Origin of the sequence: Novosphingobium decolorationis (assembly GCF_018417475.1) — a bacterium.
Taxonomy (GTDB): domain Bacteria; phylum Pseudomonadota; class Alphaproteobacteria; order Sphingomonadales; family Sphingomonadaceae; genus Novosphingobium; species Novosphingobium decolorationis.
In genome coordinates, this window is sequence record NZ_CP054856.1 from 185,588 (window position 1) to 198,031 (window position 12,444).

10 protein-coding genes and 3 tRNA genes are annotated in these 12,444 nt (G+C 67.5%); 8 read left to right on the plus strand and 5 right to left on the minus strand.

The features are described from left to right. The first annotated feature begins 110 nt into the window (after positions 1-110). From HT578_RS22100 to HT578_RS00920, 3 genes are all read left to right on the plus strand, one after another. Entirely contained in the window at positions 111-869 is a 759-nt protein-coding gene (locus HT578_RS22100; RefSeq protein ID WP_239026421.1) for a hypothetical protein, read from the plus strand. Between the two features lie 6 nt (positions 870-875). Beyond that, a complete protein-coding gene (locus HT578_RS00915; RefSeq protein WP_213501582.1) occupies positions 876-2,450 on the plus strand; it encodes a DUF6504 family protein in 1,575 nt (524 codons plus the stop codon). Positions 2,451-2,723: 273 nt separating this feature from the next. Beyond that, the gene (locus tag HT578_RS00920; protein WP_213501584.1) at positions 2,724-3,107 is read left to right on the plus strand and encodes a reverse transcriptase-like protein; all 384 of its coding nucleotides are present in this window, start codon (positions 2,724-2,726) and stop codon (positions 3,105-3,107) included. 15 nt (positions 3,108-3,122) lie between these two features. Here the strand turns inward: HT578_RS00920 and HT578_RS00925 are convergent, their stop codons facing one another. After that, on the minus strand, positions 3,123-3,971 hold the full coding sequence (locus HT578_RS00925) for a pirin family protein (RefSeq protein ID WP_213501586.1): 849 nt from the start codon (positions 3,969-3,971) through the stop codon (positions 3,123-3,125). A gap of 35 nt (positions 3,972-4,006) precedes the next feature. After that, positions 4,007-4,384 (minus strand): winged helix-turn-helix transcriptional regulator, encoded by a 378-nt coding sequence (locus HT578_RS00930; RefSeq protein WP_213501588.1) that lies wholly within the window; start codon positions 4,382-4,384, stop codon positions 4,007-4,009. A 115-nt stretch (positions 4,385-4,499) separates the two neighbouring features. Between HT578_RS00930 and HT578_RS00935 the strand changes: the two genes are divergently transcribed. The 5 genes from HT578_RS00935 (at position 4,500) to HT578_RS00955 (ending at position 12,017) form a co-directional block, all read left to right on the plus strand. Then, complete coding sequence (locus HT578_RS00935) at positions 4,500-5,561, plus strand: SDR family oxidoreductase (protein WP_213501591.1); 1,062 nt, start codon at positions 4,500-4,502, stop codon at positions 5,559-5,561. An 81-nt stretch (positions 5,562-5,642) separates the two neighbouring features. Then, a complete protein-coding gene (locus HT578_RS00940) occupies positions 5,643-7,331 on the plus strand; it encodes a M20/M25/M40 family metallo-hydrolase (protein ID WP_239026422.1) in 1,689 nt (562 codons plus the stop codon). Between the two features lie 74 nt (positions 7,332-7,405). Beyond that, positions 7,406-10,930 carry an error-prone DNA polymerase gene (locus HT578_RS00945; protein ID WP_213501593.1) on the plus strand — a complete coding sequence of 1,175 codons (3,525 nt, stop codon included), beginning with the start codon at positions 7,406-7,408 and terminating at the stop codon, positions 10,928-10,930. An 86-nt stretch (positions 10,931-11,016) separates the two neighbouring features. Continuing rightward, positions 11,017-11,217 carry a hypothetical protein gene (locus tag HT578_RS00950; RefSeq protein WP_039393932.1) on the plus strand — a complete coding sequence of 67 codons (201 nt, stop codon included), beginning with the start codon at positions 11,017-11,019 and terminating at the stop codon, positions 11,215-11,217. 62 nt (positions 11,218-11,279) lie between these two features. Further along, positions 11,280-12,017: an extensin-like domain-containing protein gene (locus HT578_RS00955; RefSeq protein WP_213501595.1), complete on the plus strand. Its 738-nt coding sequence runs from the start codon at positions 11,280-11,282 to the stop codon at positions 12,015-12,017. A 72-nt stretch (positions 12,018-12,089) separates the two neighbouring features. Here HT578_RS00955 and HT578_RS00960 read toward each other — a convergent pair. From HT578_RS00960 to HT578_RS00970, 3 genes are all read right to left on the minus strand, one after another. After that, positions 12,090-12,165, minus strand: a tRNA-Glu gene (locus HT578_RS00960). A 32-nt stretch (positions 12,166-12,197) separates the two neighbouring features. Next, positions 12,198-12,273 (minus strand) — tRNA-Glu (locus HT578_RS00965). A gap of 39 nt (positions 12,274-12,312) precedes the next feature. Further along, positions 12,313-12,388, minus strand: a tRNA-Glu gene (locus HT578_RS00970). Positions 12,389-12,444: the final 56 nt, after the last annotated feature.

The following is a 12,444-nucleotide window of genomic DNA, read 5'->3' on the forward strand; positions in this document are numbered from 1 at the left end:
CGCACAGGTTATCCACACGCATCTCCACATCCTTGCGCACAGCAAGGCGATTGCAAACGCGCCTAAATGAGAACATAATAAGAACATTGTTCCCGTAACGGTGTTCTGCCATGACTTCGCATCCGCCCCTGTCCCTGCCGACCGCCACCGAGCTTGGCGCCACCCGTCTGGGCGAGCAGCAGGGCGCGCGATGGACGCCGGGACAGGCAGGGGAAGCCACCGCGCATGGTGAGATCTTCGCTTCGGGCGATGAGGGCGCGGGCGCCGCGCTGGCCCTTGCCCTTGCGCTTGATCGCCAGCAGGCCCGCGCGCCCGATCCGCTGGCCGACACGCCCGATACGCGCATGTGGCTCTGGGTGCAGGATCGCAAGGCCCTGGCCCGCAGCGGACGCCCTTACCGGGCCGGGCTTCCCGAGAGCTTGCGCGACCGCCTGATCCACGTCGCCGTGAAGAGCCCGGAAGATGCGCTCTTCGCGCTTGAGGAAGGGCTGCGCTGCCGCGACCTTGCCTTCGTCATCGGGGAGATTTCGGGCAATCCGCGCGCGCTCGACATGACCGCCTCGCGCCGTCTTGGTCTTGCCGCGGAGCGCCACGGTGTGCCGTTCTGGCTGGTGCGGTTCGATGCCCGGCGCGACTTGTCTTCGGCGCGGATGCGCTGGGAGGTTGCCTCCGCGCCATCGCTTGCGCCGCGCTGGAACGCGCATGCACCCGGCGCGCCGAGCTGGCAGGCGCAACTCTTTCGCGCGCGGCGCCATCCTCCGGGCCAGTGGCTTTTGCGCGGGGATGGACGGCTGGTGGCCGAAACCGGCGGCGCGGCTCCCGAACTGCAGAACACCCTGGCGCGTGCCAAGGGAGGCGGCGGGGCCTGAGCCGCCATGCTGGAAGGAGCTTCCTCCCGCCGTATCCTCGGCATCTGGCTACGTGTTCTGGCGCTCGACCGCTGGCGGCTGGGCGAAGGTCTCGCCGAAGGGGAGGGGGCCGATGCCCGCCCGCTCGCGCTGATCGCCGAGACCGCGCATGGGCCGCGCATTGCTGCGGCCAACGCGGCGGGGCTCACCGCGGGCGCACAGGCGGGCATGATGCTGGCCGATGCACGGACGCTCTGTCCTGACCTTGCCGTGGCCCCGTCCGACCCGGCGGGGGACCTGGCATTTCTGGAAAAGCTTGCGGGCTGGGCGCTGCGCTGGGGCCCCTGGTCGGCGCTCGATCCCCCCGATGGCCTGCTGGTCGACGTAACCGGGGTAGCGCACCTGTTCGGGGGCGAGGAGGCGCTGCTGGTCGACGCGCGCACCGCCTTTGCACGCCGCCGGCTGGCGACCCGCATGGCCATCGCGCCCACGGCCGGAGCCGCCTGGGCGCTTGCGCACCATGGCCCGGACGGGGCGATCCTGCGCGAAGGGGACGATCCGGTCCAGCGCCTCGCCAGCCTTCCCGTGGCGGCGCTTCGGCTCGACGGGGACGTGCTGACCGTGCTGCGGCGGCTCGGGCTCAAGCGGCTGGGGGATCTGGACGGCGTGGCGCGCGACGCGCTGGTGCGGCGCTTTCGCAACCGCCGTTCGGCCAGCGCCAACCCGCTCATGCGCATGGACCAACTGCTGGGTCGCGTGCCCGAGCCGCTCTTGCCCGTGCTTGTCACCCACGCCCCGCTTGTCCAGCGCCGCCTGCTCGAACCGATCCGCCATCTGGCCCTTCTGGAGCAAGTGGTGCGGGATCTCTCGGGGGATATGGAGCGCGTGCTGGAAGGCCGGGGGGAAGGGGCACGGCGGCTCGAACTGGGCCTCTGGAAAGTGGATGGCGAACTTGTCGTGCGCAAGGTCGAGATGGCGGCGCCCTCGCGCACGGCCGCGCATCTGGCGGGGCTCTTCGCGCGGCGGATCGAGGATGTCGATGCCGGCTTCGGGATCGAGATGGTGCGCCTGCGCGCGCCCTGGTGCGAGCCGCTCGACCTGGCCCAGGGCGATCTCGAACAGGCGGGCGAGGAAGGCGAGGCGCGCGGAACCAGTCTTGCGGCTTGCGTAGACCGCCTGACCGTGCGCCTCGGGGCCGAGGCGGTGCGTCGCCCGGTTCCCTTCGCCAGCCACATGCCCGAGCGCGCGCAGCGCTGGCAGGAGCCTCTGGCTCCCCTCAAGACTTCGCAAGGTGTATCCGATTTCAAAATCAGGCCGTTGAAAATGCTGGATAAGCCTGAGCCGATATCGGTGATCTACGAGACCCCGGACGGCCTGCCCCGACGCTTCCGCTGGCGGGGCGCAACGCACGATGTGCTGCGCTCCGAAGGACCCGAGCGCATCGCCCCGGAATGGTGGCGCGAACGCGGTGCCGTGCGCCTGCGCGACTATTACCGGATCGAGGATGCCACAGGTCGCCGCTACTGGATCTACCGCAGCGGCGTTGTCGGCGACGGGCGCGGGGGTGTCCCGGCGTGGTTTCTCCAAGGGGTCTTTGGATAGATTTAAAATATATATTTTTCAGGTGTTTGAATTTTATATTTCAAGTTAATAAGGAATTTTTCGAGGGTCATCGCCCTCGGGCTCCCCATCCCGTCTAGCTCACCTTTCACGCGCCGCGCTGGCTGAGAAAGGCGAGGTCGCCGATTTTGGGGTCAAGGGGCGATGGCCCCTTGAAAAATGCTTCTTTCTTTAGGTTGCACTTGGCCCGATCCGCATTCGGCGACCCTGGAAGAGGGGGCTCGCGCACGCGCGGTCTACGCGGTAAAGGGCGGCATGGCAGGTGGCAGGACCAAGATCTATTTCGACGGTGGTTGCCGTCCCAACCCCGGTCGGATGGAGGCGGCGGTCGTGGTGCGCGGCGAGGCGCATCTGTTCGACGACATGGGTGAGGGCGGTAGCTTCGATGCCGAGTGGCTGGCGCTGCTGGAGGCGCTCGATCTGGCCTGCCGGATCGGCCTTGAGGACGTGGTCCTGCTCGGCGATGCGCTGGCCGTGGTGAACGAGGCGCAGGCCGTGCTGGACGGTGGTTCGGGGCGAGAGCCCCACGCCACGCGCTTGCGCGAACTCGTCGCGGGAGGCCCTTCGCTGCGTGTGCGCTGGATCCGGCGAGGGCAGAACCTCGCCGGGATCGCGCTCGACAGGCGGCGTCTGCGTTGAAGGTATGCCGGTAAATTACCCGGCAATCGCGCCGAACTTGCCCGCCTGATAGTCCTGGATCGCGGCGTGGATTTCCTCGCGGGTGTTCATGACGAAGGGGCCATGCGCCACGACGGGTTCGCCGATGGGATCGGCGTGTCCGTAAAGCAGGGTTACGGGGCCGTGCGTCGAGACCTCGACGGCATCACCGTCCTGATCGAGCTCGATGAGATGCGCTTCCCGGCACGCAGTGCCCCCGACCACGGGCTCGCCCGCGACGACATAGAGGAACACCGTGCGCGCCGAGGGCGCGGGAAGCGTCAGGCTGGCCCCAGGCTCCAGTTCCACCGTCATCATCGCGACGCCAGTGAGCGAGGCATAGGGACCCTTCTGCCCTTCAAAATCGCCGGAGATCAGGTTCGCCGTTCCGCCTGGTACCGCGATGGCCGGAATGTCCGCGCGCTGCAGGCCGGTGTAGGAGGGCTGCGTCATCTTGAGGCGGGCGGGCAGGTTGACCCACAGCTGCAGGATCTCGAGCGGGCCGCCGCTCTGTTTGAAACTCTCCGGGCTGATCTCGGCGTGGACGAGCCCTGAGCCTGCCGTCATCCACTGGATCCCGCCTTCGCCGATCACGCTTTCGTGCCCACCGCTGTCGAGGTGCGCCATCTCGCCCTTCAGGATGAAGCTGACCGTCTCGAAGCCGCGGTGGGGGTGCGGGCCGAAGGGGAGGCCATGGTTGCCGGGGGCGTAGACCTGCGGGCCATGGTGGTTGAGAAACAGGAACGGATCGAGCTGGGGCAGATCGCGGCTCGGCAGCGGACGGCGCGTGGTGAGATCACCGATATCGTCGCGAAGGGCAGGGTGCTGGCGGAGAACCTGGCGCATGGGAACGTCTTTCGTAGGTGGCAACGGACGCGCGCTTAACGGCGCGAAGTCGGCCTTTGTTTTAATTCGTCGAGGGCGTCGGCGTTGTCGCGCCCCCAGCCATAGAGCAACTCGACCGGCTCCACGAAGCGCAGGCCGAGCGGGGTCAGGCGATACTCGACCGCGGGTGGGATCGTGCCCTGGACGTGGCGTGATATCAAACCAGAATATTCCATATCCCTAAGGGTTTGCGTCAACATCTTCTTGGAGATTCCAGGAAGGCTGCGCAAGAGCACGCCGGTGCGCGCTGCCCCTTCGTGGCGGGCGTGGAGCGTGTGCAGGACCATGCTGGTCCACTTGGTCGCGAAGAGTTCAAGGACCCGGCGCGGCGCGCAATCCTCGCGCCACTGGTCCTCGGGTGTGCCCGGTTGCACGGGTGGTTACCTCCTGGTGCCTATGTCCCGAAATGGTGCCTTCTGGAAGCTCGGCACGTTCCTGCCTAGATCGGGGGCCAAGGTAAACCTGCAAAGCTGAGAAACGGAGAATTGCATGACCCGCACTGCACTCGTGGTGGGCGCAACTGGCATTACCGGCAGCGCCGTGGCGCGCCAGCTCGTCGCCGAAGGCTGGGAGGTCCATGGCCTCGCCCGCCGCCCGCAGGAACAGGACGGCGTGGCGCCGGTCGCGGCCGATCTGCTCGACGCACAAGGGGCGAAGGCCGCGCTGACGGACATCCATCCCGACGCCGTCTTCCTCACCACCTGGCTGCGCCGGGACAGCGAGGCCGAAAACATCCGTGTGAACGGCGCGATGGTGCGCAACCTGCTGGCCGCGCTGCCTCCCGCCCACGGCGCACGGCACGTGGCGCTGGTGACCGGGCTCAAGCATTATCTCGGGCCGTTCGAGGCCTACGGCAAGGGCCACCTGCCCAAGACCCCTTTCCGTGAGGACCAGGGACGGCTCGATGTCGAGAACTTCTACTATGCACAGGAGGACGAACTGTTCGCCGCGGCCGAGCGGGATGGCTTCACCTGGTCGGTCCACCGCCCGCACACGGTGATCGGCAAGGCCGTGGGCAACGCCATGAACATGGGTACCACGCTGGCTGTCTATGCCACGATCTGCCGCGAAGCGGGGCGTCCCTTCACCTTCCCGGGATCGGCCATGCAGTGGAACGGCCTCACCGACATGACCGATGCGCGCCAGCTGGCCCGCCAGCTGGTCTGGGCCGCGACCACGCCTGCTGCGGCGAACGAGGCCTTCAACATCGTCAACGGCGATGTCTTTCGCTGGAGCTGGATGTGGGAGCGGATCGCGCAGTGGTTCGGCATCGAGGCTGCGCCCTTCGATGGCACCGTGCGCCCGCTGGAAGAGCAGATGGCGCACGACGCGGACATCTGGACCGATATCGCGGCGCGCCATGGCCTTGTCGAAAGCGACCTCGCACGCTTGGCCTCCCCCTGGCACACCGATGCTGACCTGGGGCGTCCCATCGAGGTCGTCACCGACATGGGCAAGAGCCGAAAGCTGGGCTTCACCGGGTATGAGGCCACCGACGAGGCGTTCTTCGATCTCTTTGCAAAGTTGCGCGAGGATCGCCTCATTCCCTGACACGTCCGGCGCAAGGGCGGGGGCTCTTGACAGCCTTGCGCCCGAGGCAGGACAAACGGCGCACTTGAGGGGAGTGCGCCGTTGAAGCAGGTTCTGGTGTTATGCTGCGCAGTCCTGTGCGCTCTGGTCCTGGCGATCGTGGGGACTACGCCTCCGTTCCCGCGCGGGCAGGATACTCCGGCCGAGGCGTTCTCGGCCGAAAGGGCCATGGTCCATGTTAAGCGGATTGCCCGGAGACCGCACCCCAGCGGATCCGCCGAAATTGCGCAGGTGCGTGCCTGGCTGAGCGCGCAGCTGCGCGAACAGGGGCTGGTGGTGCGTGAACAGGCAGGCGCGTTCGACGATCCGGGCCGCCAGCACCTCAACGCGAGGGCGGGACTGGAGAGAGCGGACATCCCGCTCGTCAACGTCATCGCGCAGCTTCCCGGGCGCGATCCCTCGCTGCCCGGGGTGGCCTTGATGGCGCATTACGACAGCGTGGAAGGCTCGCCCGGCGCAGCCGATGATGGAGCCGGGGTAGCCACGATCCTTGAAACCGTGCGGGCCCTGAAGGCAGGGCCTGCTCCAGCGCGCAGTCTTTACGTTCTCCTGACCGATGGTGAAGAGGCCGGGCTTCGCGGAGCCAGGATGTTCTTTGAAGCTGCGCCCGAGGCCGAGCGGATCGGTGCGATCATCAACCTTGAGGCGCGGGGCGGCGGGGGTGTGGCCCGCATGTTCCAGACCTCGCGGGACAACGGCGAAGTGGCGCGTCTCTGGGCGAAGGCGGCACCGCATCCGGGCGGGGATTCGCTGTCCACGTTCATCTATGCCTTCCTGCCCAACGACACCGATCTTACCGTTGCGCTTGAGCGCGATTACGCGGCCTGGAACTTCGCCTTCATCGGGCGGCCCGAACTCTACCATTCGCCCCAGGCGACACCAGCCAATCTGGACCGGGGCGCGCTCCAGCAGATGGGCGAGCAGACACTGGGCCTGACGCGGGCGCTGCTGGGTGCAGAGCCTTTGCCCCAGCCTGCGCCCGGCCGGGTCTTCTTCGACGTCTTTGGCCTCTTCGTGCTCGACTATGCGCCGGTGTGGGGCTGGCTCATGCTGGCCCTTGCCGTGGCGGGCGGCGGGCTGGCGCTTGCGGGGCGTGCTGAGGGGCGTGCGGCACTGGGCGGTCTGGTGCGGATGCTGGTGCTGCTGGTCGGATCCGCGCTGGTCTTTACGGGCCTCAACATGCTCTCGGTCTCGGGCGAGGGGGCGAACTACTATGACAGGCTGGCCGCGATCCCCCGCCTTCAGGCCATGGTCGCCTTGGCCGCCGTGGCGCTGGCTGTGGCGACGTTCGGCCGCAAGCCCCGGGGCGTAAGCGGCGACGTCGGGGCGATGGTGCCGATCCTGCTGCTGGGATGCGCGGCACAGGCGCTCGCGCCGGTGGCGGCCTATCCGCTGACGATCCCGCTCATGCTGACGGGCCTTGCCGCCGGGCTGCGGCGTTTCGTTCCTGCTGGCCTTGCGTTGGTGGTGGACGGCGTGGTGGCCGCCGTGAGCCTGGGATACAGCCTGACGCTGGGCTTCCTGCTGATGCAGGGGGTGGGGCCGGATATGCCGGGCGCTGTGGCGCTGCCGCTGGGCGTGGCGGTGATGACCTTGCTTCCCTTGCGTCCAAACCCACTTTCGCGCGGAAGCCTGGCCATTTGCGTGACCTGCCTGCTGACAGCGGCGCTGGCGGTGGCCGCCTGGGTGCGCTTCGACGAGATGGCCGCGACGATCGCCACGTATTCCTAGGCTCCGGGCTGGCGCAGGGCCGAATGAGAACATATAAGGAACATTTGTTCCTTCCGTGATTGCGTTCGTTTGCCATGCCCGAAGCTCCGCTGACCCCTGATCGCCGCCGTGTGACTGTCGATCCCGACAGCGTGGAGCCGCCTGCGCGCAGTTCCTTCGTGGAGCTGGGTCTGGTGAGCTGCTTCTCGTTCCTGCGCGGGGCCTCGGACGCGGTGAGCCTGGTCGAGACCGCGTATGAGCTGGGCTACGATGCCATCGGCATTGCCGACGTGAACTCGATGGCGGGCGTCGTGCGTATCCACGCCGAGGCCCGCGCGCTCAAGCTGCGCCCGGTCATCGGGTGCCGGATCGAGACCGTCGAGGGGCTGACCTTCCTTGCCTATCCGCAGGACCGCGCGGCCTATGGGCGGCTTTGCGCGCTGATTTCAGCCGGGCGCATGGGGACGCTGGAGGGCGAATGGCAGGACAAGGGCGTGTGCGAGATTTCGCTGGCGATGCTGGCTGCACGGGGGGAGGGTGTCCACCTCGTGCTGGTGCCGCCGCGTGACTTGGAAGAGCGTTTCACGATTGCCGTCGAAAGCAACGTGGTTGCCCTTGGAGGGGAGGGCGCGCAGGCCCCGGCGTTGCTTGAACGCACAGGGACGCTGGACAAGCTGCTGCCCGACCTTGCCGCCCACCTCCCCGGGCTTGGCCACATTGCCGCGTGCTATCTCCATGTCGGCGATGACGTGGCGCGCATTGCCCAGCTGGATGCGCTGGCACGCGGAGCTGGGCTTTCGCTGCTCGCCACCAATGACGTGCTGTATCACGCGCCCGAGCGCCGTCCGCTCCACGACGTGATGACCGCGATCCGCCACAGGACCACCGTGGCGCGCGCCGGTCTGGCGCTGGAGCCCAATGGCGAGCGGCACCTGAAGTCCCCGGCCGAGATGGAGCGGCTCTTTGCGCGCTGGCCCCACGCGATCCATGCCGCGCGTGATCTCGCCGATGCCTGCACCTTCAGCCTGGAGGAACTGCAGTACGAGTACCCCGAGGAGATCTGCCCCGGTGGGCGCGATCCGCAGGCGCAGCTTGAACTCCTGACCTGGGAGGGCGCGGCGCGGCGCTACCCCGAAGGTACGCCCGAGGCGGTGGACGCCACGCTGCACCGCGAACTGGCGCTGATCGGCAAGATGGGGCTGGCGCGCTATTTCCTGACGATCAAGGACATCGTCGACTTCGCACGCGGGCAGGAGCCGCCGATCCTGTGCCAGGGGCGCGGCTCGGCGGCCAATTCGGCCGTCTGCTATTGTCTCGAGATCACCGCGGTCGATCCGGCCAAGCACGCGCTGCTCTTCGACCGCTTCATTTCCGAGGAGCGCAAGGAGCCGCCCGACATCGACGTCGACTTCGAGCACGAGCGGCGCGAGGAGGTGATCCAGTATATCTACCGGCGCTACGGCCGCCACCGCGCGGGGTTGTGCGCCACCGTCATCCACTACCGTCCGCGCATGGCGATCCGCGAGGTGGGCAAGGCGATGGGCCTGACCGAGGATGTGACGAGCGCGCTCGCCCGCACGGTATGGGGCGGCTACGGCAAGGAAATCGGCGAGAAACACGTCAACGAGACGGGCATGGACCTCTCCGATCCACACTTGCGGCGTGTTCTCAAGTTGACCGAGCAAATGATTGGTATGCCGCGTCATTTGTCGCAGCACGTGGGCGGTTTCATTCTCACCCAGGGGGCGTTGAGCGAGACCGTCCCGATTGGCAACGGGGCCATGGCGGACCGCTCCTTCATCGAGTGGGACAAGGATGACATCGACGCGCTGGGCATTCTCAAGGTCGATGTCCTGGCGCTTGGCATGCTCACCTGCATCCGCAAGTGCCTGGACCTGCTGGGGGCGCACCATGGCCGCGACCTGACGCTGGCCACGGTCCCGCGCGAGGACCCGGAGACTTATGCGATGCTGCGCAAGGGAGACTCGCTGGGGGTGTTCCAGGTGGAGAGCCGCGCGCAGATGAACATGCTCCCGCGCCTGCGCCCGCGCGAGTTCTACGACCTTGTCATCCAGGTCGCCATCGTGCGCCCCGGCCCCATCCAGGGCGACATGGTCCACCCCTACCTCAAGCGGCGGCGCGGCGAGGAGGCGGTGGCGATCCCCGCGCCTGCGCCCGCGCATGGTCCCCCAGACGAGTTGACCAGTATTCTCGCGCGCACGCTGGGGGTTCCGATCTTCCAGGAGCAGGCGATGAAGATCGCGCTCGATGCCGCGAAGTTCTCCAGCGCCGAGGCCAACCGGCTGCGCAAGGCCATGGCGACCTTCCGCTCGCGCGGGATGGTCCACGAACTGGAGGACATGATGGTCGGGCGCATGGTCGCGCGCGGCTACGATCCCGATTTCGCCGAGCGCTGCTTCAACCAGATCAAGGGCTTTGGCGAGTATGGTTTTCCCGAAAGCCACGCGGCAAGCTTTGCGCACCTTGTCTACGTGTCGAGCTGGCTGAAATGCCATTTCCCGGCGGCCTTTGCTGCCGCGCTCCTCAATTCGCAGCCCATGGGCTTCTACGCGCCCGCGCAGATCGTGCGCGACGCACGCGAGCACGGGGTGGAGGTGCGTGCCGTGGATGTGAACCACTCGCACTGGGACTGCACGCTGGAGGGTTCTCCCAGGGACGGTGGGTGTGTGGCGCTGCGGCTGGGCCTGCGGCAGATCGACGGTTTTCCCGAACACGCCGCGGCCAAGCTGGTGGCCGCGCGGACCGCTGGCGGGGCCTTCGCCGACGTTGCGGCCCTGCGCGAGCGGGCGCATCTGGGGCCACCCCTGGTCGAGAAGCTGGCCTCGGCCGATGCCTTCTCCTCGCTGTCCCTGCCGCGCCGCCAGGCCCTGTGGGAGGCGCGCAGCCTGATTGCCGCGCCCGACCTTCCGCTCTTCGCGGCGGCGGCGGCCCGGGACGAGGGGGCCGAGATATCGCCCACACGCCTTCCAGGCATGCCTCTCAGCGAGGAAGTGGTCGCCGACTACCAGACCCAGCGCCTGAGCCTGAAAGCGCATCCCATGGCCTTCCTGAGGGCATCCTTGGCCGAACGCGGCTTCGTGCGCTGCGCGGACCTGCGCGCGCGCAAGTTCCGCGCGATGGTCAAGGTCGCGGGCGTGGTCCTCATCCGCCAGCGTCCGGGGAGCGCCAAGGGCGTGTGCTTCATCACGCTGGAGGACGAGACGGGCGTGGCCAATATCGTGGTCTGGCCCGATCTCATGGAGAAGCAGCGCCGCGTCATCATGGGCGCGCGCGTCATGGAAGTGCGCGGGCGGGTGGAATACGACGACGAGGTGATCCACGTCATCGCCGCGCACCTTACCGACGCGACGCAGGACCTGCACCGCTTGTCCGAGGACCTTCTGCCCGCCTCTCCGGCGCGCGCCGATCATGTGACCAACCCGCTGCCGAGCCGCGCCGAGCAGATGGACAGGGCCGGTGCCCGAGGCGACGGATCGGGGGAGGCCTTCGCGCCGGTCGAGCCCTGGCGCGCGCCGGGGCCGGGCAACCGCGATTGCGGCTACCATCGCAGCCACCCGCGCGATGTCCGCGTGATCCCCAAGTCACGCGACTTTCATTGAATTTCGCTATCGTGCGTTATGTATTCGCACGACGTTAACCACTTGGGCGCATGTCTAGCCGGGGAATTGAAGGAGGAGATTGCGACGTGGCGCTGATCAAGGCGTTCTTTCCGGCCGGGCTGCTGACCTGGGTCGTGGCGGGTATCCTGGGCTCGCAGGGCATGCGCGGCGGCGTGCTCCTGCTCGAGCGCGCGTCGATCGACGGCCATACCTTTTTCTGGTCCTGGCCCCTGTTCCTGGCCGCAACCGGCCTGTCCTGGTTCGTCGTGGCCATGCTGAGCGACTGAGAGCGCCATCTGCAGGACACGCCGGGCGGGAGCAAAGCGGCGCGACAAGGCTTGTAAGGGCCATGTCCTCGTTTCTTGGCCGCCTGCCTCTCGACCGGATTGCCCTCGTTCTCCTGGCGCTGGTGTGCCTTGTGGCGGCCGGGCTGACCTGGCTTGCCGATCACCCCGAGCACGATCCGCGCGCGCCGCTGACCCTCGACCAGCCCGAGGGCTGGGCGACCGGGCTCAAGCTCGCGGCCCTGCGTGACGATCCCAGGACATGTGCCGCCTTTCTGGAGCGCAGCGCCATCGTCCCTGAAATTCTGCCCGCTACCGGCGACGGTGCCTGTCGGCGTGAGGATCGCCAGCAACTGGCCTCGGTCTCCGCCTTGGGGTTTGGGCTACGTCCCTCTACGGCGCAGACGACCTGCGCGGTGGATGCCGCCTTTGCGCGCTGGCTGCGCCATGGCATCGAACCGGCGGCGCGCGCGCATCTGGGGCAGGGTGTCGCCCGGATCGAGCACATGGGAACCTACAACTGCCGCCGGATCGGCGGTGGCGAGGAAGGAAACTGGAGCGAGCACGCCACCGGCAACGCCATCGACATTGCGGGCTTCGTCCTGGAGGATGGCACGCGCGTCACCGTGCTCGATGACTGGGACGAAGAGACGGGGGGCAAGGCGGCGTTTCTCCACGCGGTGCGCGATGCGGCCTGCGGGGCCTTTGCGACCGTGCTTTCGCCCGACTACAACGCCGCGCACGCCAACCACCTGCATCTGGACCAGGCGCGGCGCACGATGGGCGCTACGGCATGCCGCTAGGACGAGGTTCAGAATGTGAGGGGGAGGGGGGCTTTATCGCACCCGAACCGGCGCTGTGGCCGGGAGAAGAAGTGGTGACCCCTACGGGACTCGAACCCGTGTTTCAGCCGTGAAAGGGCCGCGTCCTAGACCGCTAGACGAAGGGGCCACGAAGGCCATGTAAGGCGTTTCAAAAAAGCTTGGTGACCCCTACGGGACTCGAACCCGTGTTTCAGCCGTGAGAGGGCCGCGTCCTAGACCGCTAGACGAAGGGGCCGTTAAGCCATTTTAAAACCTGCCAGGCACAGCACCGAAATGGTGACCCCTACGGGACTCGAACCCGTGTTTCAGCCGTGAAAGGGCCGCGTCCTAGACCGCTAGACGAAGGGGCCAAACCGTGCTGCGCCGGTGGCAGGACCGCGCCTCTAGCGGGGGGGCCATGAACGGT

Bases quoted from the DNA above. Each gene is read 5' to 3' on its own strand.
- HT578_RS22100 (WP_239026421.1), top strand. From the start codon at position 111: ATGACTTCGCATCCGCCCCTGTCCCTGCCGACCGCCACCGAGCTTGGC.
- HT578_RS00920 (WP_213501584.1), top strand. From the start codon at position 2,724: ATGGCAGGTGGCAGGACCAAGATCTATTTCGACGGTGGTTGCCGTCCC.
- HT578_RS00945 (WP_213501593.1), top strand. From the start codon at position 7,406: ATGCCCGAAGCTCCGCTGACCCCTGATCGCCGCCGTGTGACTGTCGAT.
- HT578_RS00935 (WP_213501591.1), top strand. From the start codon at position 4,500: ATGACCCGCACTGCACTCGTGGTGGGCGCAACTGGCATTACCGGCAGC.
- HT578_RS00925 (WP_213501586.1), bottom strand. From the start codon at position 3,971: ATGCGCCAGGTTCTCCGCCAGCACCCTGCCCTTCGCGACGATATCGGT.
- HT578_RS00915 (WP_213501582.1), top strand. From the start codon at position 876: ATGCTGGAAGGAGCTTCCTCCCGCCGTATCCTCGGCATCTGGCTACGT.
- HT578_RS00955 (WP_213501595.1), top strand. From the start codon at position 11,280: ATGTCCTCGTTTCTTGGCCGCCTGCCTCTCGACCGGATTGCCCTCGTT.